The sequence below is a fragment of the Dongia rigui genome (assembly GCF_034044635.1).
Classification (GTDB): Bacteria; Pseudomonadota; Alphaproteobacteria; order Dongiales; family Dongiaceae; genus Dongia; species Dongia rigui.
Map to the genome: position 1 here is coordinate 732935 of NZ_JAXCLX010000001.1, position 22212 is coordinate 755146.

22 protein-coding genes are annotated in these 22212 nt (G+C 61.3%); 8 read left to right on the forward strand and 14 right to left on the reverse strand.

Features of this window, described 5'->3' with window-relative positions; all coding sequences use genetic code 11:
• Window positions 1-28: 28 nt before the first annotated feature.
• A complete protein-coding gene (locus tag SMD31_RS03345) occupies window positions 29-184 on the reverse strand; it encodes a DUF3309 family protein (RefSeq protein ID WP_320499307.1) in 156 nt (51 codons plus the stop codon).
• Window positions 185-475: 291 nt separating this feature from the next.
• Here SMD31_RS03345 and SMD31_RS03350 point away from each other — a divergent pair, with 291 nt between their 5' ends.
• From SMD31_RS03350 to SMD31_RS03360, 3 genes are read left to right on the forward strand one after another with little or no spacing between them, the layout of a single operon-like run.
• Window positions 476-2005, forward strand: a complete 1530-nt coding sequence (locus SMD31_RS03350; protein ID WP_320499308.1) for a sensor histidine kinase — start codon at window positions 476-478, stop codon at window positions 2003-2005.
• Window positions 2002-2439, forward strand: coding sequence for a response regulator (locus SMD31_RS03355; protein WP_320499309.1), 438 nt, complete (start codon window positions 2002-2004; stop codon window positions 2437-2439). The genes SMD31_RS03350 and SMD31_RS03355 overlap by 4 nt, the downstream gene beginning before the upstream one ends.
• 14 nt (window positions 2440-2453) lie before the next feature.
• A complete protein-coding gene (locus SMD31_RS03360) occupies window positions 2454-3539 on the forward strand; it encodes a sensor histidine kinase (protein WP_320499310.1) in 1086 nt (361 codons plus the stop codon).
• 9 nt (window positions 3540-3548) lie between these two features.
• On the opposite strand, the gene SMD31_RS03365 is transcribed toward SMD31_RS03360, so the two are convergent.
• The 3 genes from SMD31_RS03365 to SMD31_RS03375 all read right to left on the reverse strand — a co-directional run bounded on the left by SMD31_RS03365 (window position 3549) and on the right by SMD31_RS03375 (window position 4820).
• Entirely contained in the window at window positions 3549-3770 is a 222-nt protein-coding gene (locus tag SMD31_RS03365; protein WP_320499311.1) for a hypothetical protein, read from the reverse strand.
• Window positions 3767-4402 carry a sigma-70 family RNA polymerase sigma factor gene (locus SMD31_RS03370; protein ID WP_320499312.1) on the reverse strand — a complete coding sequence of 212 codons (636 nt, stop codon included), beginning with the start codon at window positions 4400-4402 and terminating at the stop codon, window positions 3767-3769. The genes SMD31_RS03365 and SMD31_RS03370 overlap by 4 nt, the downstream gene beginning before the upstream one ends.
• 151 nt (window positions 4403-4553) lie before the next feature.
• On the reverse strand, window positions 4554-4820 hold the full coding sequence (locus SMD31_RS03375; protein WP_320499313.1) for a hypothetical protein: 267 nt from the start codon (window positions 4818-4820) through the stop codon (window positions 4554-4556).
• A 293-nt stretch (window positions 4821-5113) separates the two neighbouring features.
• Between SMD31_RS03375 and SMD31_RS03380 the strand changes: the two genes are divergently transcribed.
• Together SMD31_RS03380 and SMD31_RS03385 are read left to right on the forward strand one after the other, a co-directional pair.
• Window positions 5114-5911 carry a response regulator gene (locus SMD31_RS03380; protein WP_320499314.1) on the forward strand — a complete coding sequence of 266 codons (798 nt, stop codon included), beginning with the start codon at window positions 5114-5116 and terminating at the stop codon, window positions 5909-5911.
• Between the two features lie 132 nt (window positions 5912-6043).
• Window positions 6044-7777: a sensor histidine kinase gene (locus SMD31_RS03385; RefSeq protein ID WP_320499315.1), complete on the forward strand. Its 1734-nt coding sequence runs from the start codon at window positions 6044-6046 to the stop codon at window positions 7775-7777.
• Between the two features lie 19 nt (window positions 7778-7796).
• On the opposite strand, the gene SMD31_RS03390 is transcribed toward SMD31_RS03385, so the two are convergent.
• On the reverse strand, window positions 7797-8279 hold the full coding sequence (locus SMD31_RS03390) for a hypothetical protein (protein ID WP_320499316.1): 483 nt from the start codon (window positions 8277-8279) through the stop codon (window positions 7797-7799).
• Window positions 8280-8488: 209 nt separating this feature from the next.
• On the opposite strand from SMD31_RS03390, the gene SMD31_RS03395 reads away from it, so the two are divergent.
• Window positions 8489-9583, forward strand: coding sequence for an AI-2E family transporter (locus SMD31_RS03395; RefSeq protein WP_320499317.1), 1095 nt, complete (start codon window positions 8489-8491; stop codon window positions 9581-9583).
• Here the strand turns inward: SMD31_RS03395 and SMD31_RS03400 are convergent, their stop codons facing one another.
• From SMD31_RS03400 to SMD31_RS03430, 7 genes are all read right to left on the reverse strand, one after another.
• Complete coding sequence (locus SMD31_RS03400; protein WP_320499318.1) at window positions 9584-10369, reverse strand: ABC transporter permease; 786 nt, start codon at window positions 10367-10369, stop codon at window positions 9584-9586.
• Window positions 10366-11223 carry an ABC transporter permease gene (locus SMD31_RS03405; protein WP_320499319.1) on the reverse strand — a complete coding sequence of 286 codons (858 nt, stop codon included), beginning with the start codon at window positions 11221-11223 and terminating at the stop codon, window positions 10366-10368. The genes SMD31_RS03400 and SMD31_RS03405 overlap by 4 nt, the downstream gene beginning before the upstream one ends.
• Window positions 11220-12323 (reverse strand): ABC transporter ATP-binding protein, encoded by a 1104-nt coding sequence (locus tag SMD31_RS03410; protein ID WP_320499320.1) that lies wholly within the window; start codon window positions 12321-12323, stop codon window positions 11220-11222. The genes SMD31_RS03405 and SMD31_RS03410 overlap by 4 nt, the downstream gene beginning before the upstream one ends.
• Window positions 12324-12490: 167 nt before the next feature.
• Entirely contained in the window at window positions 12491-13522 is a 1032-nt protein-coding gene (locus SMD31_RS03415; RefSeq protein WP_320499321.1) for an ABC transporter substrate-binding protein, read from the reverse strand.
• A gap of 50 nt (window positions 13523-13572) precedes the next feature.
• Window positions 13573-14568, reverse strand: a complete 996-nt coding sequence (araD1, locus tag SMD31_RS03420) for an AraD1 family protein (RefSeq protein WP_320499322.1) — start codon at window positions 14566-14568, stop codon at window positions 13573-13575.
• A gap of 45 nt (window positions 14569-14613) precedes the next feature.
• Entirely contained in the window at window positions 14614-15393 is a 780-nt protein-coding gene (locus tag SMD31_RS03425; RefSeq protein WP_320499323.1) for an SDR family NAD(P)-dependent oxidoreductase, read from the reverse strand.
• Window positions 15394-15406: 13 nt separating this feature from the next.
• Complete coding sequence (locus tag SMD31_RS03430; RefSeq protein ID WP_320499324.1) at window positions 15407-17146, reverse strand: IlvD/Edd family dehydratase; 1740 nt, start codon at window positions 17144-17146, stop codon at window positions 15407-15409.
• A 115-nt stretch (window positions 17147-17261) separates the two neighbouring features.
• Here SMD31_RS03430 and SMD31_RS03435 point away from each other — a divergent pair, with 115 nt between their 5' ends.
• Both SMD31_RS03435 and SMD31_RS03440 read left to right on the forward strand, forming a co-directional pair.
• The gene (locus SMD31_RS03435; protein WP_320499325.1) at window positions 17262-18107 is read left to right on the forward strand and encodes an IclR family transcriptional regulator; all 846 of its coding nucleotides are present in this window, start codon (window positions 17262-17264) and stop codon (window positions 18105-18107) included.
• Window positions 18104-19024 (forward strand): aldose 1-epimerase, encoded by a 921-nt coding sequence (locus tag SMD31_RS03440; protein WP_320499326.1) that lies wholly within the window; start codon window positions 18104-18106, stop codon window positions 19022-19024. Before SMD31_RS03435 ends, SMD31_RS03440 begins: the two co-directional genes overlap by 4 nt.
• Here the strand turns inward: SMD31_RS03440 and SMD31_RS03445 are convergent.
• Both SMD31_RS03445 and SMD31_RS03450 read right to left on the reverse strand, forming a co-directional pair.
• Entirely contained in the window at window positions 19011-20714 is a 1704-nt protein-coding gene (locus tag SMD31_RS03445) for an EAL domain-containing response regulator (RefSeq protein WP_320499327.1), read from the reverse strand. The two genes, SMD31_RS03440 and SMD31_RS03445, sit on opposite strands and share 14 nt — an antisense overlap.
• A 19-nt stretch (window positions 20715-20733) precedes the next feature.
• Window positions 20734-22209 carry a sensor histidine kinase gene (locus SMD31_RS03450; protein ID WP_320499328.1) on the reverse strand — a complete coding sequence of 492 codons (1476 nt, stop codon included), beginning with the start codon at window positions 22207-22209 and terminating at the stop codon, window positions 20734-20736.
• Window positions 22210-22212 lie beyond the last annotated feature (3 nt).

Sequence of the window (22212 nt, forward strand, 5' to 3'; positions counted from 1 at the left end):
TGCCGGCAGGGTTCCTTTTTTGGGTGGCTTAGATATGTCCGGTCGACAGCGCCACGACCAGCACCACCAGCAACACGACGACGATGCCGCTTGGCGCATAACCCCAGCCGCGGCTGTGCGGCCAGGCAGGCAAAGCGCCGAGCAACATCAGAATCAACAGAACAAGCAGGATTGTACCGAGCATGCGATTACTCCATGTCTTGGCCCCCCAATCCGGGCGGCGCGAGCGAGATGTGACAGTTCATCAACCCGGTGTCGTCGCCACAGTTCCGGAGAATGGCTATCGATCCGACCGACAGTCCCGATAAATGTCGGGGATTTTGTGAGCGTGATATCTTGACCTCGATCCCGACACTGACCAGGATGTGGTCCGGCGCGTCGCGGCGAAACTCGCCCACCCGCTGCCCTGCCTTGCCTCCATTTCACATGACGGAGTTCTTGTTTGGTCCGCCCAGCGTTGCCTGCGGAAGCTACGATGCCGGAATTGCTGCAAGTGGAGGTTGATTCCGCAGAGGGTGCCGCGCCCAGACCGGTCAGCCAGTTATTGATTCTGATCGGGGCCACGGCCCTTGTTGCGATCATCGCCGTGGTTTCCGTCCTGCTCACGCTCGACAACCGCGACGCCGGCACGGAGATGCTGCGCGGCCAGCGCGTCACAACCGACATTGCCCGCCTGCTGATCTTCGTGCAGCGCGCCGAGAGCAGTCAACGCGGATTCCTGCTCACCACCAACCCAGCCTATCTCGACCTCTATCACGACAGCATCAAGAAGGTGGGACCGGCGCTGGAGACGCTCACCGAAAGTACGCGCAACGATACCGAGCTGGCGGCCGAGATTCTCAATCTGCGCACGCTGGTGAACGCCAAACTGGGTGAGATGGAACACGTGCTTGTCCTTTCCCAGAACGGGCATCAGGACGAAGCCTTGGGCGTGGTCAAGACCAATGCCGGCAAGAGCCTCATGGACCAGATCCGCGAGAGTATCGCCGCAATGTGGCAGGCCTCGACCCGCCAGACGGAAGTGCGCATCGCGGCCTGGCACCGGAATAGCAACTGGCTGCTGGCGGTCCAGTTGGGCGCCGCCATGCTGGTGCTGAGCGTTTCGACCCTGGCCGTCCTCAGCGGCATTCGCCATACCCGCGGCCTGCAGCAGACCCAGCGCGCCTTGCGGCACGCCAATGAATTGCTGGAAGAGCGCGTGGCCGCCCGCACGGCCGATCTTCAGGAAGCCAATGAAGAGGTCCAGAAATTTGCCTATATCATCAGCCACGACCTGCGTTCGCCGCTGGTCAATATCATGGGCTTCACAGCCGAACTCGCCACCATTCGCCGCGAGACCGCGCAGATGCTGGGTATCCGGGACGAAGCGGGTCTGCTGCCCCGTCCGGTGGCCGAGATCGACCAGGAGTTCGGCGAGGCGCTGGACTTCATCCAGCAATCGACCGTCAAGATGGACCGCCTGATCAGCGCCGTACTCAAGCTTGCGCGGTCCGGCCAGCGCCGCTTCCATTATGAGCTCATCGACATGAATGCCCTGCTCGGCGAGATTGCTGCGACGTTGAAGCACCGGACCAGCGAGCTTGACGCGGAAATCGTCGTGGAGCCGCTGCCAGCGCTGGTCACAGACCGCCTCGCCGCCGAGCAAATCTTCAGCAACCTCCTCGACAACGCCGTCAAATATCTCGACGAGAGCCGCCTTGGCCGCATTCAGGTGCGCGGTCGAGCCATCGGTCGCGCGGTCATCATCGAGATCGAGGACAATGGCCGCGGCATCACGCCGGAGGACCAGGCACGGGTTTTCGACCTGTTCCGCCGCGGCGGCAAGCAGGACCGGCCGGGCGAAGGCATTGGCTTGGCCCACCTGCGGGTCCTTATTCGCCGCCTAGGCGGCAAAATCAGTTGCCGATCGGAATTCGGCGTGGGCAGTGTATTCTCCGTTCTCCTGCCGCAGGCGGACCCCAGCCCCCTAGCCGAACCGCAAGAGACAGAAAGGACCGCCCTATGACGACTGCCCCCGTCAGCATCGTGATGATCGAAGATGACGAAGGCCATGCCCGGCTGATCGAAAAGAACATTCGCCGCGCCGGGATATCGAACGAGATCATCCCCTTCGCCAAGGGTGCTGACGCATTGGCCTTCATCAACGCCAAAAGCCAGAGCGGCCATCCCGGCGATGACCGGCGCATCCTGGTCCTGCTTGACCTCAACCTGCCGGACATGAGCGGGCTCGACATCCTGGCCAAGGTCAAGTCGAACGAGCGCACCAAGCGCATCCCGATCATCGTGTTGACGACGACGGACGACAAGCTCGAGATCCAGAAATGCTATGAACTGGGCTGCAGCGCCTATGTGAAGAAGCCGTTGGAATATGAAGCCTTCGCCAATTCGGTGCGCCAGCTCGGCCTGTTCTTCAGCATCATCGAATTGCCGCCGGCATAAGCAGACCCGCAGACATGACGCCACGACCGCATATTCTCTACATCGATGATGACCCCGGCATCTGCCGGCTGGTGGCCAGAGAGTTGGCGCGCCACGACATCGACACCACCGTCGCCCATAGCGGCAATGACGGATTGCGCCTGGCTGCCGAAAGCGCCTTCGAAGTGGTTGGCCTTGATCATTTCATGCCTGGCGAAAACGGGCTGGAGATCCTTGCTGCGCTCACCGGCCTGCCGCACGCCCCTTCTGTCATTTACGTGACCGGCAGCGAAGATATCAATATCGCCGTCGCGGCACTGAAGTCTGGCGCCAGTGACTTCGTCGTCAAGGATCTTCAGGGATCTTTCCTCGCTCTCTTGCGCAAGGCGATTGGCACGGCGGTGTTGCAGGCCCAGCTGCGCCGCGCCAAGGAGCAGGCCGAAGCGGAAATGCGCGCTGCCAATGAGAGGCTGGAACGACTGACAGCCAAGCAATCGATCCTGCTGCACGAGATGAATCACCGCATCGGTAATTCGCTGCAGTTGATCACGTCAATGATCCGCCTGCAGGCGTCGTCGACACAAGACGCCCACGCCAAAGACGTCTTGCGTCAGGCGGCGGAACGAGTCATCGCAGTGGCCCAGGTGCACCAGCGGCTATACACCTCGGATGACATACAGCACGTTCAGATGCGGCCATATCTTACCAGACTGCTGGAAGATCAGCAGTTGGCGGCACAAGATCGGGGCTGCAATCTGGCGATCGATATCGACGATGTTAAGCTGCCAACAGACCGGGCGATTTCAGTCGGCGTTATCGTCACCGAGCTGGTCATCAACGCACTGAAATACGCCTACCCCGACGAGGGTGGCCCAATCGTGGTCAAGCTGGCGCCCATCGGCGACAACAAACTGGTATTGTCGGTCGAGGATGAGGGTGTCGGCCAGACGGGGCCGGCGCAGTCGGCCAAGGGGACTGGTGTCGGGTCACGCATCGTCGATGCGATGTCGCGCAGCTTGGGCGCTGACCTGCAGCAGAGCGGCGACCATGGCGGGTTCCGCTCGACACTGACATTCCCGCATCTACTGGAGCAACGGCGGGAAGAAGCTCACGCCCAATAAGCGGAACACTTAGGCGCGGCGACGCGCCACGACGACCAGGGCGATCCCGGCGATGATAGCAGCAATTCCGGCGACATCGGGAATGTGTACCGTATGCTCTTGGTCGGCGGTGGCGACGAGGGGTCCTACCTCGAGCACCTTTTCCTCAGTAGTGTAGGAGATGCGCCCGATCGCAAGGGCCGCGACGCCCGCGACCACCAACACGATCCCAATGATTGATAATGGCTTCATTTTTGTGTTCCTGCTCCCCTGATGCTGTCCGGCGTCGTTACCGTTTCCCGGCCAAGAAATTCCTCGAGCCCGTCCGGATGCAGCGGCGCTGCGTCACCACGCGATCCCAGCAGATTGCCCTGTTCCAGAATCTGCTTCAGCTCAGCGCGGGCACGCGACACGCGGCTTTTCACGGTGCCGACACGGCAGTTGCAAACTTCCGCAGCCTCTTCATAGGAAAAACCACTGGCGCCGACCAGGATCAAGACTTCGCGCTGATCTGAATTCAGCTGCCAGAATGCACGACGGAAGTCATTGAACTCCAAATTGGCTTCTTGTGACGGGCCGATCGAAGGCTCGTCGCCACCCATCTCATCGAGCGGCGTCGACTTGATCCAGCGCTTGCGGCACTCGTTGTAGTAAAGGTTGCGCAGGATTGTGAACATCCAGGCCTTGAAGTTGGTACCCGGCGTGAACTGGTCGATGGCAGCGAGCGCCCGAACCACGGCATCGTGGGTCAAATCATCGGCCTGATCGCGGTTGCGCGTCAGTGATCGCGCAAAGGCACGCAAATGCGGGATCACGTCCAGCAGCATGGCTTCGACGTTCATTGGAACCTTCGTCACCTGCGTATCCATAAACTTCTCTTTCATTCCGTTCCCAACGCTGCACTTTAGAGGCAGTTCCTGGGTGGCTTCCCTGAGCCGCATCCCAGGAACGCAGCATTGTCGTGCCGTCTCGACCGCGAATTCGGCAAGAGCCGGCATGGGCATTGGCTTATGATCGTGGCACAGGGCGGCGAAGTTATTTGTCGTCCGGCTTTTTTCCCTGCGCGCGCAACTTACCCACCAAATCGGCAAGGTCGGGCGGCAGTGGCTCGCTGGTGACGTCATTAAACAACCTGCTGAGCTGATCATCAAACCAGCGATCCATGGGCTGGGGGGCGCGCGCGCCAGCCGCACCATGCGGATTGCGTTCGGTCGATGCGCTCAAAGCGCCAGTTACGTCGGTGTCGGATGCCTGGACGGTCGTTCCGGATGGTTTACTCACATTTTTCTCCGGCGAGTTCATGTCAGTTTCATTCTTGTTTGAGGTCACGATGGAGAACTGCCTTATCAAACTATGATCCACCGGATGCGCCAGCCCCGCACCCGTCCTCGACACCTGACGAACCCGCTATAAGCCCCCCCTGCCGCCTTTGCGTTCAGGTAGAGTCGTTTTAAGATTAGCGACGTGATCCTGCAGTCGCGGATTTTTCTCTCGCGAAGGGGAACCCAAGTCGGGTGAATCGGTTCCTTACCTATCCAAAAAATGCCGATCGGACACGTCGGCATCCTAACAAATCCAACCAGAGGGTGGCAGCCGTGCGGGCAAATTCCGAAGAAATTGTTCATAATCTCAAGTACTTGCGGCGCTACGCACGCGCCTTGATGGGGTCACAGGACTCGGGCGACCTCTATGTCCGCGTCTGCCTGGAAGCGCTGCTGGCCGAACCGGACCTGCTCGCCGCAGGTACTGATGTGAAGCGCGGCTTGTTCCGTCTGTTCCATGCCGTGGCCAATCGCAATATCGACGGTGGCGAGGGCGCCGAACTGGTCGATCTGTCGGTCGAGGCGCGCTTGCGGGCCCTGCCGACGTCTGAGCGCCAGATCCTGCTTCTCACCTCTCTTGAGGGCTTCTCGACGGCTTCTGCCGCCGAAATTCTCGATATTCCGGTCGCCGAGGCTGAGGCCTTGCTGGTCGATGCCTGGGCGACGGTGAACCAGCAGATCGCAACGTCGATCCTGGTCATTGAGGACGAACCCGTCATCGCGCTGGATATCGCCAGCCTGGTCACCGAGCTTGGCCACCAAGTCGTCGGCGTTGCGGCCAGCCAGACCGAAGCCGTCGCCATCTTCAAGAAGAGCCAGCCGGGCCTTATCCTTGCCGATATCGACCTCGGCGCCGGCGGTTCCGGCATCACCGCCGTCACCGATATCCTGCGCATGTCGTCGGTGCCGGTCATCTTCGTGACTGCCTATCCGGAGCGCTTGTTGACGGGCGAGCGGCCGGAGCCGACTTATCTGGTCACCAAGCCGTTTGAGCCCGACACGCTCAAAGTCACCATTTCGCAGGCGCTTTCCTTCACCACTGCCGGTCACGCCAAACGCATTGCGGTCTAACGAAGTATTGTCCACCATTTGAGGCGGCTGCCCTGCCACGATCGGATAAGGGCAGCCGTCAGTAACGCCGTGCGCCGAGGGAGTAGCATTTACCATGCGCCGGCCTGAGTCTCAATTCGGAGTGGCATCACGATGATCGGATCGTGGCTGCAGCCGTTACGGCACCGCCTCATCCTGTTGTTTCTGATCGTTCTCGTCGTGCCGAGCGTGTTCGGTATCGGCGCTGCCGTCGGCAATTTCAAAGTGCAGATCAGCGCAGCGCATGATGCAACGCTGCGCTTCTCCGAACTTGCATCGAATTATGAAAGCAATTTGCTGTGGCAGTCGCAGCAGATCGCACAGAATCTCTCCCGCGATGAGGATGTTTTGGCCGTCCTACGCGGCGCGCAGGATACCCCAACGCGTGGCGCCTGCGATGTAGCCTTTGCACGTGCCGTCCAGCCCTATCCGCCCTACGGTGCAGCCGTCCTATTCGACCTGAATGGCGAAGCACTGTGTCAGTGGGACCAAAGCAAGCGCCTGATCAATGTTTCCGGGCGCACCTGGTTCAAGAATGTCATCGCTACTAAATCACCCAGTATCAGCGGTTATCTGGTGTCACCGATACTGAATGAGCCGATCATCGCCTACGGTGCGCCGATCTTTGACGTCAATGGCGTTCTCAAAGGTGTCGTCGCCCTTGCGATCCGCCTCAATTGGCTCGCGGCCGTCGGTCAGGAGCCGGGACTTCCCGGCATGGCTGAAGTCACCCTGCTCGATCACCGTGGTAAGGTGCTGGTCAATTCCGCGGGTGGCGAGAACCAAAGCGCACACCTGCCGAGCCCCGAGGACATCAACCGCATCACGACTGGTGGTCTGCGCCAGTTTGAAGCAACGGGCGGAGATGGACGGCGACGCATCTTTGCCGTCAATGCTCTGGGTAATAGCAGCCTGTTCGTTCTGCTCGGCATACCGCGGGCGAGTGTCGTCGATCCGTTGCTCAACGATCTGCTGGTGCAGATCGGCATTCTCTGTCTGGTGTCGATCGCCGGCATGATGGCGGCAATCCTCGGTGCACGCTTCCTGGTCACAAAATGGACCGAAAAACTCGCCGCGGCCGCCGACGGCATGGCACTTGGCCGACTGGACACGGTGTCGGAGCTGCGTGGGGCACCGATCGAGATCTGGCAGCTCGGCGAGAATTTGAAATCCATGGCGATCCGCCTTGAGCATCGCGAAGCCGATCTCAGGGAATCACTCGCCCAGAAGCAGTTGATGCTGCGCGAGATTCACCACCGGGTGAAGAACAACCTGCAGATCGTGACAAGCCTGCTGAACCTCTATGCCCGGCTACCGCGCAGCGAGGCATTTCGCGAAGCCTTTGGGGAGCTGCAGATCCGCATCAACGCGCTGGCCTTGGTTCATCGCCATCTCTATGAAAGCGAAGACCTCAAGGAAATCGATCTTGCGCCTTTCATGAAGAATCTGTGCAACATGTTGCAGGATGGTTCGGGCGTGGCGGCACGGCGCGTCAGTGTTCAGCTGGAGGTGCCGGAATTGCGCATGAGCGGCGATCGCGCCGTCCCCTTGGCGCTTCTGACGACGGAGATCGTCACCAACAGTTTCAAGCATGCCTTCCCGGACGGCCGCACGGGACTGATCGATATCCGTCTCGACGTCACGGCTGATGGCGATGCAAGCTTGTCGATTGCCGACAACGGCATCGGTCCGAGTGCCACCGCTCCAGCGAACCCTGCCTCGACCATGGGCACAACGCTGATCGCCGCCTTTGCCAAGCAGCTGGGCGGAAAAATGACCGTCGCCGGCCCGCCGGGGACAACGACGGTCATCCATTTCCACACGCTTGCAACGAACCGCCCGATCTAGGGCCGAGCGGCGCGTGAAGTTACCCGTTAGACGACTTCGCTGCCGCCGAAACGACGGCAAATTCGAGGTCGTCTAGTTCTTGGCGCGGCGCCTTGATCTCCTTGACGATGGCCGACGCCTCATTGGGCGAGAGCTTTACCCCGTTTGGAGACCCGGGCGTCCGCGATTTGCGGATGACATCGAGCAAGCGCCCGACAGCGCCCGGCAAGTCGAGTGCCTCGGACAGCACATCGCCCGCTTCACGCGGGGTCTGGGCGGTCGCATCGGCAAGCTGCTTGGTGTAAGCCTCAAGGAAAGGCGCGCGGCCGACCTTGGCATAGCAGGCCGCATCCAGCAGAACCGATTTGGCCAGCGTCGGGCGCCCCGCCCGGTCGGGATCCGAATAATCCCTGATCGTCTTGGGCGACAGGTTGGCCGCTTTGGCGGCATTGGTGACACCGAGAATGCGCAACACATCCAGGGTGGCATCTTCGAAACTTCCGGCTGCACGAATTTTAGTCATTCTGCCTCCAATCAGGCTGGACGAGGAAAGAGAATCCGCTCTGCCGGCCTAATTCCGGCGTGGGATTGAAAGCTGAACAGTAAAAATCGGACAGAGTTCCCGTCACAAAGGAATTAGGGCGAGCAACAGGAACAAGCCTGGGCTCTCTTTGTTATATGCCCGCACAATTTTGGGGCATCGCGGCCATGAGTAGTTTGGAGAGCGCGCCGATGCAACGGGACACGATCCCGGCGAATGCGCCCCTGGTCGTATCCAGTGAGAGCGAGCCGGAAGCGCGCCGCGCCAATACCCAGGCGGGGGCTGTTCTGTTTCTGGCGGTCATTGCCGGTCTGGTCGCCCTCTATTTCGCCCAGTCGGTCGTCTTGCCGGTCATCATCGCGTTCGTCCTGCGCCTGCTTTTACAACCAGTCTTCAAGATCGGGCTGAAGGCGCGCCTGCCACGATCGGTTGCGGCAGTGCTCACCATCCTTTTCCTGCTTGGCGTCGCCGTGCTGGCCTGGATACCGTTGAGCGGATCCGCCGGCCTCTGGATAGCCAAACTGCCCGATGCCATCGCAACGCTGACGGAACGCCTCAGCCTGCTGCACGAGCCAATCGACTTCATCCAGCGCCTCGTGCGCCATGCCGAGCGTGCCACCAACGGCGGCAGCAATACGGTGGCCGTCCAGCATTTCGATCTGGTGGGCACTGTCATCGAGGGGCTGCGCGCCATTACCGATGGCCTCTTCACCACCACCATCATCTTGTTTTTCCTGCTGGTTGCCGGCGACAAGTTTTTGCGCCGGCTGGTGGAATTGCTGCCCACTTTCCGCCAGAAGCGGCAGTTGATCGAGATCTCGCAGCAGATCGAAGACGATATCTCGGCCTATCTGGTCACGATCAGCATCATGAATGTCGCGGTTGGCGTGATGGTCGCCATCGCCATGTATTTCTGCGGCATGGCCGATCCGTTGCTGTGGGGCGTCCTGGCATTGGCGGTCAATTTCGTCCCCATCCTAGGGCCATTGGTGGGGATCGGCATTTTTCTGCTGGTCGGCTTCATCACCTTCGACAATTGGCTGGCCGTGCTGCCCGCGGCACTCTATCTCGTCATTCACGTGATCGAGGGAGAGATCGTGACACCGATTCTGCTTGCCAAGCGCTTTACGCTCAACCCCGTCGGCGTCATCCTGTCGCTGGTGTTCTGGTATTGGATGTGGGGCGTGCCCGGCGCAATTCTCGCCGTGCCGATGCTGGCCATGGTCAAGATCGTCAGCGACCGGATCGAGGCGCTGCATCCGCTCGGCCACATGCTGGAAGATTGATCAGCCCTCTTTGGGCATCAGATAGCGGGCCGCCAGCAGGCAGAGCAGCGTGGTGAAGGCAAGGATGGCCGCCACCAAGGCGTTGATATCAGGGGTGAAGCCCAGGCGCATCATCGCCCACAGTCGGATCGGCAAGGTGTTGTCGGTGCCCGTCACCAACAGCGTGATCATCGTTTCGTCGAAAGAGAGCGCAAAGGCCAGGATCCCGGCGCCGATCATCGCCGAGGTGAGATTGGGCAGCAGCACATAGCGAAAGGTCTGCCAGCCGCTCGCCCCGAGATCATAGGATGCTTCGATGAGCGACCGGCTCAACGATTGCAGCCGCACCAACAGGGTCCGGTAGACCAATGCCAGCACGAAGACGGTATGGCCGATGATGACGGTCACCAGCGAGCGATCGAAATCGATCTCGCGGAAGTAAATCAGCAAGGCCAGACCAGTGATGATGGGTGGCATCAGGAACGGCAGGAAGATGATGAACTGCAGCACCGCCCTGTCCTTGGACTTGCCGCTGTTCACATAGAGCGCGCTGGCGATGCCAAGGATCAGCGAGCAGATGACGGCGGCACCGCCAACAACCAGCGTATTGCGCAAGGCAATGAGAATGCCTTCATTAGAAACTAGCGTCACATAGGCCGAGGCAGTCGGCTGCTGCCAATCGACGACGCCCTGCTTCAAGGCGAAGAAGGATGAGGCGATGGGAACGAAGATGGGCCCGTAGAGCAGGATGAAGACCAGCCCCGTGATCGCCATCAGCCAATAGGGCGTTCTCGAATCCCTGGTCATCGGCCGGCGCTCCGGTCACGGCCGAAGACGGTGCCGACGGCGATCGCACCGATGACGACGATGGCAAGGATCACGGAAAGTGCTGCACCAAACGGCCAGTTGAAGGCCGTGCCGAACTGCGAATAGATGATGCGCCCGAAGGTGAAACCGCTTTGCCCACCCACCATCTGCGGCGTCAGGAAGTCGCCGATCGCCAGCACGAAGACGAAGGTCAGTGCCGTTATCACGCCAGGCAGGCTCAAGGGCAGGATCACGCGCAGGAATGTCTGCGCGGCGCTGGCGCCGAGATCGGCCGAGGCGTCGATGAGATTGCGTGGGATTCGTTCCAGCGACAGGAAGATCGGCAGGACGGCAAAAGGAATGAGCAGCACGGTCAGCGTGAGCAGCACGGCGTTGAGATTGAAGACGAAGAAGGTGAGCGGCTCGTCGATGAGCCCTAGCCAGATCAATGTTCGGTTGAGCACACCATTGCCGCCGAGGATCGAGCGGATGGCGTAGATCTTGATGACATAGCTCATCAAAAGCGGCACCAGCATCAGCATCAACAGGACATAGCGCTTGCGCCCTTGAAGCCCGGCCAGGAAGTAGGCCACCGGATAGCCCGCCAGAATGGTGAGGATAGCGACTTCCAGGCACAGCACGCAGGTCTGCCACAGCACCGGCAGGAAGATCGGGTCGGTAAAGAAGCGCTGATAATTGCCGAGGGTCAGCGCATAGGACATCGTCCCATGCTCGGTCCAGAAGAAGCTGTAGGCAAGAAAGGCCGCCAGAGGAAACAGGATAAAGGCCAGGGGATAGCAGAAGACCGCGATCCGCGCGGGCCACAGCTGGCTCTGTTTCGGCGCAGCGTTCATTTGAGGACCAGGCGGCAGGCATTCGCCCGCCAATGGAGGGTCACCGCATCGTCCGCCGCAAGAGCCACACCTTCGACCTTGCTCGGCAGGCGCAGGCGCAGATGGATCAGCGCGTCGCTGCCGGCGCGGACATTGGCCAGGGTATGCGCACCGGCAAACTGCAACCCGGTGACATGGCCGCGGACCTGGTTCTCGTCGCCGGCACCGCTGGCGTTGAGCGATAGTGCTTCCGGCCGGAAGACGGCATAGGCCGCAGCACCCTCCGGAGCGGCAGCGAGGTGCGGCTGGCCGTCGATCGCACAGAGCAGCGAACCCAGCGCGGTCTCGATGCGCCGATGCCCGCCAGCAACCGGTCCCAATCGCCCTTCGACCAGGTTGTTGTCGCCGAAGAATCGGGCCACGAACTCGCTTGCTGGCCGATAATAGACCTCATGCGCGCTGCCCAGCTGCTGGATATGGCCATTGTTCATGACGCAGATCCGGTCGGCCATGGCAATGGCCTCCTCCTGGTCGTGGGTCACGAACAGAAAGGTCGTCTTGATTTCGCGTTGGATGTCCTTGAGGAAGGATTGCATCTGGTGCCGCAGCTCGACATCGAGTGCCGCCAAGGGTTCGTCGAGCAGGATGAGGCGCGGCCGGCAGATGATGGCGCGGGCCAGGGCGACACGCTGGCGCTGGCCGCCGGAGAGCTGCGCCGGGAAACGACCGGCAAACTCGCGCAACGCCACCAGCTGCAGCGCCTCACCGACGCGGGCATCGATCTCGGCATTCTTGACGCCGCGCACTTTGAGACCATAGCCGACATTGGCGGCGACGGTCATGTGCGGGAAAAGCGCATAGTCCTGGAATACGGTGTTGAACGGGCGTTTGTTAATCGGCAGCGCGCTGATATCGGCGCCGTCCAACAGAATCTCGCCGCTGCTCGGGCTCTCGAAGCCGCCGATCATCCGCAGGATCGTGGTCTTGCCGGATCCAGACGGCCCCAGGATGGTGATGAATTCGCCGTCGCGTACGGCAAGGTCGATCCGCTGCAGAACCTCGGTATGCCCAAAGCTCTTCGAGACGGCCCTCAGTTCCAGCAGCAATCGTTCGGTGGTCATGGAAAAATCTAAATCACTTATGAAATAACGGGGAAGTCCCTCACCCCAACCCCTCTCCCCGCAAGCGGGGCGAGGGGCTAGTTCCACGCTCCCTCGCCCCGCGTGAGCGGGGAGAGGGTTGGGGTGAGGGGCGTTTCCAGCGCGAAGTTCAGCACCGATAGCGGCAATTACTGCGCCGCTTTGATCTCGTTCCAGAGATCGGCACGCTTGGTCGGATCCTCGACCGCTTCCAGATAGATCAGCTTGTCATCGGGTGCCGCGTTGGCGGACGGGGCCACCGTGTTGCCAAAGCCGGTACGCTGCGACAACTGCTCGCCGATCTGCTTCTGCAGGAGGAAGTTGATCCATTCCTCGGCCAGTTCCTTGTCCTCGACGCCACTGGTCAAAGCCCAGGTGTCGAGCCAAGCCAAGGCGCCTTCCTTCGGATTGACATAAGCGATGGGCGCGCCGGCATCCTTCATCGCCTTGACCTGCTGCTGGCCGTAATTAGCCCAGATCAGCGCCACGTCATTGCTCTGATAGATCTGCAGCGCTTCGTCGGCGGTCGAATAGAAGCTCAGCACATTGCCCTTGAGGTCGACCAGCTTCTTCTTGATCTTATCCATCTGCTCAGGCGTCAGATGGAACGGATCCTCGATACCCATGGTGAGGGCCGTGAAGGAGAAGTTGTGCTCGCCGTTGTCATAGGCGAGGACCTTGCCCTTGTATTGCGGGTCCCACAGCACGTCCATCGAGGTGGGCGGCGTCTTCACCTTGTTGGTGTCGTAGATCAGCCCGATCGAATCGAAGCAGAACGGGATGGCATGCACCTTGCCGTCACGCATAACGCCCTTGACCTTGGCGAGGTCGTTGAAGATCGGCAGTTGCGTCTTCTGGTTCGGCACCTTGTCGACATCGATCGGTGTCGTCAGGCCGGCATCGATATAGCGCTGCAACTGCGCCGTGTTGACGGCGAAGAGGTCGAAATCCTTGCCTTCCGAGCCTTTGATCTTTGCCCAGATTTCGTCATCCGTGCCGATGAAGACGACACTGACATCGGCGCCGGTCTTGGCTTCGAATTCCTTCACCCAATCGTCATCGGCATAACCCTGCCAGGCCAGAACGCGCAACTCCCTGGCCTCGGCGCCAGCCGCCATGCTCATCAGCACGCAAACGCTGGCCATCACCGGCAGGCTGCGCTTTACCCATTTCCCAAACATGCTAGCTCTCCTTGTTGGTCGTTCGATCGCATCATTCAATCGTGATGTCTTTAAAGCGCCTTCACCGTCACCAGACCTTCATCCGGCACGGCCACCATCTTGTTACGGAGCGTCTTGCCGAACACTTCCGCCTCGATTTCGAATACGTCCCCCACCTGTGTCTTGACGCCAGAGGCATAGGACATGACCGCCGCACCGAAGAAATAGGCGTGGAGGTCGCCGGGCCGCCGGAACATCGAATAACGGAAATGATAGTGCTCCAGATTGGCCACTGAATGCGACATGTTCTTTTCGCCGGACAGGAAGTCTTCCTCCCACAGCACCTTGCCGTCACGCATGATCCGCGACTTGCCGCGCACATCTTCCGGCAGATCACCGATCAGCAATTCCGGCCCGATGGAACAGGCACGCAATTTTGAATGCTGGGTATAGAGATAGTTCTGCGCCTCGGTGAGGTGGTCGGAGAACTCGTTGCCCAGCGCATAGCCGATGCGATAGGGCTGGCCATCGGGACCGACCAGATAGAGACCGACGATTTCGGCCTCCTCGGCACCGGCGAGAGCGAAGGCCGGCAACGGAATGGGATCGCCAGGCGCCAACACACAGGTGCCGACACCCTTATAGAACCATTCCGGCTGGATGCCGATCTGGCCCTTCTCCGGCTTGCCGCCAGAAAGGCCCATGCGAAAGATCTTCATGGAATCCGATTCCGGTGCGCCGTCACCATGCGTCGCGACATGCATCTTGTTGCGTGCCGATGCGCTGCCGATATGCGTGAGGCCTGTGCCGGTGATGAAGAAGCGCGCCGGCTCCGGGTGCTCGATGGGCGCCATGACCTGGTTCTTGGCCAGCAAACCGGCATAATCGACCGTCTTGTCGCTGGCCAGTTCCTGGATCAGCGCTTCGAGGCTGGTCTTGCGTGCGATTGCCAGATTGGCAAGTTCGAACACGCTGCTGACGCCGCCGATCTCGCGCGCATGGTCGCCATCGGGCTGAATCCAGCCGACATGCCGCTTGCCGTCCTGGAAGTACTGAATAACGCGCATATTGTTCACCCTAATCTGAAGCAAGTGGAGGCACGAGCGGTGGGATCAGACCCAGCCGCCATCGACAATGAAGTTCTGAGAAGCACACATGCGGCTGTCATCGGCCGCGAGGAACAGCACCATGCGGGCGATATCGGCGGGGAACAGCTTGTCCTTGAGGCATTGCCGGTCGTTGATCTGCCGTTCGCCAGCTTCATCGAGCCACAGCTTGACCTGTCGTTCCGTCATCACCCAGCCGGGCAACACGCAATTGACGCGGATCCGCTCCGGTCCGAATTCGCGCGCCAGGGCCCGCGTCATGCCGGTGATCGCTGCCTTCGACGTTACGTAGCCGGGACAGTCTCCGTCACCCACCAGCCAGGTGATCGAGCCGAAATTGATGATCGACCCACCACCCGCATCGCGCATCATCGGCCGCACGGCCTGGGCCGCAAAGAATTGGTGGCGGATGTTGACCGCCATGCGGTCGTCCCAGTATTCCGGCGTCACGTCTTCGCTTTTATGCCGATCGTCATTGCCAGCATTGTTGACCAGCACCCGGATCGGCCCGTGCTTGGCGGCCGTCGCCGCGATCGCCTGGCGCAATTCATCGATGTTGCGCAGATCGCATTTGATGAAATCCGGGCGCGCGTGGCCAGCCTCGGCGATCCTGTCGCAGACCGCCTGCGATGCCGCTTCGGCGATATCGACGAAGGTCACCTTGGCCTGCTGCTGACAGAGATGCGTGACGATGCTTTCGCCGATACCGCTGCCACCGCCGGTGACGAAGACCACCTTGCCGTTGAGACTGGGGAAGTTGGCGGGCTGCTCGATAAGACCGGTCATACTTTGGAGAACCTCAATGCGATTGGCGGGGCACGGCAGCGCCGCGCTGACCGACCAGGAAGTCGAAATCGCAGCCGCGATCGGCCTGCAGCACATGGTCGACGAAGAGCTTGGCATAGCCGCCGCCCGTCGCCGTGCCAGTCGGTGTCGGCGCCACCCAGGCCGCCTTGCGCTTGGCGAGTTCGGCTTCGGAAACGTCGAGATGCAGCCGCCGACCCGCCACATCGAGCTCGATCATGTCCCCGTCCTGGACCAGGGCCAGGGGGCCGCCCAGCGCCGCCTCTGGCGCGGTGTGCAGGACGACGGTGCCATAGGCCGTACCGCTCATGCGGGCATCCGAAATACGCACCATGTCGGTGATGCCTTTCTTCAGCAGCTTGGCCGGCAGCGGCATGTTGCCGACCTCGGCCATGCCGGGATAGCCGCGCGGCCCGCAATTCTTCAGCACCATGACGCAGGTCTCGTCGATATCGAGCGCCGGGTCGTCGACCCGCGCATGATAATGCTCGATGGTCTCGAACACGACGGCGCGGCCCTTGTGCTGCATCAAGGCCGGTGTCGCCGCCGACGGCTTGATGACCGCGCCGTTGGGCGCGAGGTTGCCACGCAGCACCGCGATGCCGCCTTCGGGCGTCAGCGGATTGGCGAAATCGCGGATAACCTCGGTATTGTAATTCGGCGCATCCTTGATGATCTCGCCGATCGTGCCGCCGGCCACACTCGGCGCATCGAGATGCAGCATGCCGGCCTCGCCCAGAGCCCGCATGACGGCTTTGATGCCGCCCGCATAGTAGAACTCTTCCATCAGGAAACGACCCGAGGGCATCAGATCAACGATCGTGGGCACGCTCCGTCCCAGCCGGTCCCAATCGTCGATGGTGAGATCGACACCCAGCCGACCCGCCACGGCGACGAGATGGATGACCGCGTTGGTTGAACCGCCAATGGCGCCGTTGACACGGATGGCATTTTCGAACGCGCGCTTGGTGAGGATCTGCGACATCGTCACATCCTCCTTGACCAAATCCACGATGCGCCGCCCGGCAAGATGGGCCAGCACATGGCGCCGCGCGTCTACCGCCGGGATGGCCGCGTTGTCGGGCAAGCCGATACCCAGCGCCTCGACCATGCTGGCCATGGTGGAGGCCGTGCCCATGGTCATGCAGGAGCCGGCCGAGCGGCTCTGCCCCTGCTCCGCCGCCAGAAAATCCTCGATCGAGATGCGCCCAGCCTTCACGTCCTCGAACACTTTCCAGACATGGGTCCCCGACCCCACCGGCGCGCCGCGGAAATTGCCATTGAGCATCGGGCCGCCGGACACGGCGATGGTCGGGAGATCGCAAGAGGCGGCGCCCATCAGCAAAGCCGGCGTGGTCTTGTCGCAGCCGACCAGCAGGATGACGCCGTCCATCGGGTTGCCGCGGATCGATTCCTCGACATCCATGCTGGCGAGGTTGCGGAACATCATCGCGGTGGGACGCAGGTTGGATTCGCCCAGCGACATCACGGGGAATTCAAGCGGCAGCCCGCCAGCCTCATAGACGCCGCGCTTCACATGTTCGGCGAGCGTGCGGAGATGGGCATTGCACGGCGTCAGTTCGGAGAACGTGTTGCAGATGCCGATCACCGGCCGTCCATCGAAGACATCCGCCGGCAGGCCTTCGTTCTTCATCCATGAGCGGTGCATGAAGGCATTCTTGCCCTGCCCGCCGAACCATTCCGCCGATCGCAGCTTTCGCGGCCATTTGGCCATTCTCGTCTCCGCCTGCCCTGGTGCTCTGAACTTCTTGGATCGCGTCTTGCGATCTCTCTTTTAGTTTGGTATTACGAAACTCTGTTTCGCATCACCATTACTGTAAGGCGAGGCCATGCGCGAAGTCAATAATCCGGGGAAAGATTCAGCCGCCGACGAACGCTACCGGGTGCAAAGCCTCGGCCGCGCCCTCGACCTGCTGGAACTCCTGAGCAAGGCCGGCCGGGACGGCGGACGCTTGACCGACCTTGCCAACGGCCTCGGCCTTTCCAAGGCAGCGACCTATGCCATCCTGCAGACCTTCTATTCACGCGGCTTCATCTCGGCGATCGGTGAAGGGCCGACCAAGCGCTATCGCTTAGGCATGTCCCTGGCACGCCTCGGCGATATGGCGATTTCGAACATCGCGCTGGCCGACATGGCAATGCCGGTGCTGCGCGCATTGACGCGTGAGGTCGGCCTGACCAGCCGCGTCGCCATCCTCGATGAAGGCTATGCCGTGGTGATCGGGCGGGCCGACGCCCCGGGGGCCGTCCGCTTCGACGCGGCACTTGGCCGGCGCGAGTTGCCGCATTCTTCCGCTGTCGGCAAGTCGATGCTGGCCGCCCTGCCGCGCGCGCAGGCGCTGACCATCCTGCGCGAGACCGGCCTGCCGCGCCGCACGCCGCACACCATCACCAGCCTTACCGCCGTGCAAGCCGATCTCGATCGCGTGGTTCAGCGCGGGTATGCCGTCGATGACGAGGAGGATACCGAGGGCGTTGTCTGCATTGGCACCTGCGTCTTCGACCGCACCGGCAATGCGGTGGGCGCCATCAGCATCACGGGGCTGAAGCAGAACTCCAGCGAGGACAGGCAGGAACAGCTAGCGACGATCCTCATCCGTCATGCCGACCAATTGTCCCGGCATATGGGCGGATTGGACGGCCGCGACGCCTGGGCCTTGCGCCGCGTCGCATGAGCAGCGCGCGTCTTCTTCAGGCCGCCGATTATGCACTGACACTCTATCCTGAGATCGGCGGCGCGATCGGGCGCTTCACCTGGCGCGGCATCGATCTGCTGCGGCCGATGAGCGAGGCAGCGGTCGACGCCGGAAACAGCGAGGGGGCCGGTTGCTTCCCCCTCTTCCCCTTTTCGAACCGGATCCGCAACGGTCAGTTCCGCTTTGAGGGACGCGACATCTATCTGCCACGCAACACCAGTGGCCCCCATGTCGAGCATGGCCATGGCTGGCAGCGGCCGTGGGAGGTGATCGAGGCGGATGCGGGCAGCGCCACGATCGGCTTCACCCACGACCCAGCCAATGACGGCAGTTGGCCATTCGCCTATCACGCCGAGATGCGCTTTGAGCTGTCGGACGCGGGGCTTGCCGTCAACCTCGTTGCCACCAACCAAGATGTGCTGGCGATGCCGTTCGGCTGCGGCCTGCATCCTTATTTTCCGCGGACGCCGAGAAGCAGCCTTACCGCCACTGTCCGCGGCTTCTGGGAAACCGATGCCGAGGTGATGCCGACGCGCCATGTCGGCGTGCCGGAACGCCTCGATCTCAATCGCGGCCTCGCCATGGAGGACGTCGTCGTCGACAATGTCTTTACCGGTTTCGGCGGCGTCGCCAGAATCGCCTGGCCCGAGCAGCAAGTTGGGCTGAGGCTCGAAGCCGATCCGGTCTTTGCCCAGTTGGTGCTCTATGTCCCCGATGCGGCGACACAGGCCGCCGAGGCGGTTGGCGGCACCCCGCCCTATTTCTGTGCCGAGCCGGTCAGCAACATCACCGACGCCTTCAATCTCTCAGGCAAGACCGGGATGATCACATTGGCGTCAGGCGAGACGTTCAGTGCATCGATCCGTTTCGCGGCGCATGAACTTACGACCGGATGAACTTCATCAGATCGTCCATCACCAGCGGCTTGGCAATCAGGTAGCCCTGGGCGACATCGCAGCCAATGCTGTTCAGCAGGTCGAATTGCTCCTGCGTCTCAACGCCTTCCGCCACGGTCTTGAGGCCGATCGCCCGCGCAAGGCCGACGACGCTTTCCACGATCTGCCGGTCGATGGCATTGGTCGTAATGCCGCGCACGAAGCTCTGATCGATTTTCACGCCGTCGAGCGGAAACGTGCGCAGATAGGAGAGCGACGAGTACCCGGTGCCAAAATCATCGACCACAACGCTGACGCCCTGGCGGCGGAGTTTTTCGGTGACCGACGCCGCGAAATCCATATCGAGAATGACGGACGTCTCGGTGATCTCCACCTCAAGCGAGGTCGGTGCGACCTGATGGGCGGTCAGGGCAGTCTCGACGCGCGAAACGAAATGGCTGTGCAGTTCGGCACCAGATGCATTGACCGCGATCTTGGTCGGCAAGCCCGCATCCTGCAGCTGGCGCGCACTTCTGGCCGCGTGATCGAGGACCCAATCGCTGATCCGGTCGACGAAGCCGGTCTTCTCGATGATCGGGATGAACAGGCCTGGTGAAATCAGACCGCGTTCCGCGCTTTGCCAGCGGATCAGCGCCTCGGCGCCGACCACGCCGCGATCGGCAAAGCTGATCTTCGGCTGGAACGCCAGGAATAATTCGTTATTGGCGATCGCCTTGCCAATATTATCCTCGATGAACTGCATGATGCGCAACCGGTCGCGCACCGGGTCATCAACGCGCACCAGGTTGCGGCCGCCATCGCGCCGGGCGAATCGCAGCGCCAGCAAGGCGTCATCCAGCAATTGCGCCGGCGAACGGGCATCACCCGACCGGTATTCGGCGATGACAACTGTCGACGTCACGGGCAGGCGGATGCCAGTCACCTCGAGGGTCGTGTCGACCAGCCCACCGGCATTGCGGGCGATCTCCTCCCACTGATGGCTTCCCTCCACCAGCAGGGCGAAGACATCGTTCTCCAGCTGATAGACATGGGCCGGAATATCGCCGGAACTGGCACGAAAGGCGCTGAGGTAACGTTCAAGCAGCTGGCGCGCCGATTGGCTGCCGAATTGCGGGGTCAGGCGATGATAGGCGTCCATGCTGGCCAGTACGAGCATGCTGTCGGGCAGATTGTCCTGCGCCAGTATCGCATGCAATTCGTCGGCATTGGGCAGGCTGGTCGATGTCGCACCTGTCGCCAGCACTTTGGAGAGGTCTCGCTCCAACTGCTGGGCCCGGCTCGTCACGCGACGCTTGGCGCGGAAATTGGAGTCCATCCGGGCCGCCACGGTCGCCAGCAGCAAATCAAAATCGATCGGCTTTACCAGGTAATCATCGGCGCCAAGCTTGCGGCCCTTGATCAGGTCGCTCTTCTCGCCATAGGCGGTGAGGAAAATGAACGGCACATCGGCCGCTTCGGTTTCCGACGCACGCACGTGTTCCAGCACTTCCAGCCCGTTCATGCGCGGCATGTTGATGTCGCACAATACGATGTCCGGCATAAAGGTTGTGATGGCCATCAGCGCATCTTCGCCGTTGACCGCCTCGATCACCTGGTATCCGGCGTCTCGCAATTCACCGACGATGTCCTCGCGCAATTCCGGTTCGTCTTCGGCGCAGAGGATCGTTATACCGTTGCTCGTCACTTCCATGATGTCACCCGTTCAGCGGTCATGCCGCAGCTGCGCCGGCGCCCTTTGCACCCGGCAGATCGATTGTGAAGGTGGTTCCGATCCCGACCCGCGAGTCGATCGCAACCGAGCCGTCGTGCAAGGCGACGAACTTCTTGACCAGATTGAGGCCGACGCCCGTACCGGGAATGCCGGCCGAGGTCGAGGCCCGAAAGAATGTCTCGCCGATATTGTGCAATTCGTTCGCGGGGATGCCGACGCCGTGGTCGGTCACCATGACTTTGACGCCCGCGCCAATTCCGATGACACGGATTAACACGTCACTGTCCTTGGGCGAATACTTAACCGCATTGGCAAGGAGATTGACCAGGATGTGTTCGATCAGGCGCGGATCGCCGCGGTGGACCCGCGGCAGATCGACGTATTCCTCGGTGAACTGTCGATCGGGCGTAATATCGCGCTGGCGCTTGACCACCTGGCGAATGACACCGCCGATATCGATGTCCACCGGATTGAATTCGGTCTTGCCCTCCTCCGATCGCCCGGCCTCCAGCATGGTTTCGATCAGCTCGCCCATGCGCGCAACGGTCTGGCGGATGCGGTTGATGCGTTCCGCGAGTTCAACGTGATTCATGTTCTCGAGCTTGCGCAGGATGCGCTGTGCCGTGCTGTCGATGATGGCAAGGGGCGTGCGAAACTCGTGCGATGCCATCGACACGAAGCGCCGTTGCAGGCGGCTGTGCCGCTGTTCTTCGGTCAAGGCACGCTGCAGCGCCGCGCGCTTGGCCTCGGCCTCCTTCTCGACATGGCTGCGCGCCTGACGCAATTCGTCGGCGACGATGACCAGGTGCTGTTTCTGCCGATCCAGGCGGAACAGGCCATAGAAGGCGAGGCTGGCGAAGGCGACCAGAATGACCAGCTGGAATGCCAGATTGATCTGCTCGTATTTTTCCTGTGTCACCAAGCGATCGCGCATATCGCCGAGGCGCGCGGAATCGACCTCGACCGCCTTGGCCGTCAGCGCGTCGATCTGCGGCGCGAGCGACCGGCCGGCCGACAGATAGAGATCAACCGCCCGGAGATTGAAACCCTGCATGCCGTCGAGGATGGCGTCCATCTGAGCCACGAGGTCGGTGAGCGGCGTCATGGTTTCAGCGAAGATCTGCTGCGTCGCCATCTTGTCTCGATAGGTGCCGGCGTTGACGGTGTTGACCCGGCTTACAAAAATCTCATAGCGCTTGCGCAGGGCCGGTTCCCAGTCATTGCCAGCCAGCGTCTCCCGGCGGTCGTCGACACCCTCGGCCAGCGCCTGCAGGCGATAGAATTCGACGCGCAGCTGGTTGAAGGCCCAGGTGAAGTTCTCACTGCCGGATTCGGTAATGGACTGCACCAGCTGCTTGCGCTTCTCGAACAGAATACCCGAGGTGACGATGCAGCCGATCAATCCCGCCAGCATCACCAAAAGCGTGATGCTGAGCGGGCTGAGCGACTTGCGATTCCTCAGGACTGGCAGCATTGC

Bases quoted from the DNA above. Each gene is read 5' to 3' on its own strand.
- SMD31_RS03365 (WP_320499311.1), bottom strand. From the start codon at position 3,770: ATGAAGCCATTATCAATCATTGGGATCGTGTTGGTGGTCGCGGGCGTC.
- SMD31_RS03360 (WP_320499310.1), top strand. From the start codon at position 2,454: ATGACGCCACGACCGCATATTCTCTACATCGATGATGACCCCGGCATC.
- SMD31_RS03355 (WP_320499309.1), top strand. From the start codon at position 2,002: ATGACGACTGCCCCCGTCAGCATCGTGATGATCGAAGATGACGAAGGC.
- SMD31_RS03450 (WP_320499328.1), bottom strand. From the start codon at position 22,209: ATGCTGCCAGTCCTGAGGAATCGCAAGTCGCTCAGCCCGCTCAGCATC.
- SMD31_RS03445 (WP_320499327.1), bottom strand. From the start codon at position 20,714: ATGGAAGTGACGAGCAACGGTATAACGATCCTCTGCGCCGAAGACGAA.
- SMD31_RS03390 (WP_320499316.1), bottom strand. From the start codon at position 8,279: ATGACTAAAATTCGTGCAGCCGGAAGTTTCGAAGATGCCACCCTGGAT.
- SMD31_RS03430 (WP_320499324.1), bottom strand. From the start codon at position 17,146: ATGGCCAAATGGCCGCGAAAGCTGCGATCGGCGGAATGGTTCGGCGGG.
- SMD31_RS03425 (WP_320499323.1), bottom strand. From the start codon at position 15,393: ATGACCGGTCTTATCGAGCAGCCCGCCAACTTCCCCAGTCTCAACGGC.
- SMD31_RS03385 (WP_320499315.1), top strand. From the start codon at position 6,044: ATGATCGGATCGTGGCTGCAGCCGTTACGGCACCGCCTCATCCTGTTG.
- SMD31_RS03435 (WP_320499325.1), top strand. From the start codon at position 17,262: ATGCGCGAAGTCAATAATCCGGGGAAAGATTCAGCCGCCGACGAACGC.
- SMD31_RS03350 (WP_320499308.1), top strand. From the start codon at position 476: ATGCCGGAATTGCTGCAAGTGGAGGTTGATTCCGCAGAGGGTGCCGCG.
- SMD31_RS03370 (WP_320499312.1), bottom strand. From the start codon at position 4,402: ATGAAAGAGAAGTTTATGGATACGCAGGTGACGAAGGTTCCAATGAAC.
- araD1 (WP_320499322.1), bottom strand. From the start codon at position 14,568: ATGCGCGTTATTCAGTACTTCCAGGACGGCAAGCGGCATGTCGGCTGG.
- SMD31_RS03405 (WP_320499319.1), bottom strand. From the start codon at position 11,223: ATGAACGCTGCGCCGAAACAGAGCCAGCTGTGGCCCGCGCGGATCGCG.
- SMD31_RS03410 (WP_320499320.1), bottom strand. From the start codon at position 12,323: ATGACCACCGAACGATTGCTGCTGGAACTGAGGGCCGTCTCGAAGAGC.
- SMD31_RS03395 (WP_320499317.1), top strand. From the start codon at position 8,489: ATGCAACGGGACACGATCCCGGCGAATGCGCCCCTGGTCGTATCCAGT.
- SMD31_RS03400 (WP_320499318.1), bottom strand. From the start codon at position 10,369: ATGACCAGGGATTCGAGAACGCCCTATTGGCTGATGGCGATCACGGGG.
- SMD31_RS03345 (WP_320499307.1), bottom strand. From the start codon at position 184: ATGCTCGGTACAATCCTGCTTGTTCTGTTGATTCTGATGTTGCTCGGC.
- SMD31_RS03440 (WP_320499326.1), top strand. From the start codon at position 18,104: ATGAGCAGCGCGCGTCTTCTTCAGGCCGCCGATTATGCACTGACACTC.
- SMD31_RS03375 (WP_320499313.1), bottom strand. From the start codon at position 4,820: ATGAACTCGCCGGAGAAAAATGTGAGTAAACCATCCGGAACGACCGTC.
- SMD31_RS03415 (WP_320499321.1), bottom strand. From the start codon at position 13,522: ATGTTTGGGAAATGGGTAAAGCGCAGCCTGCCGGTGATGGCCAGCGTT.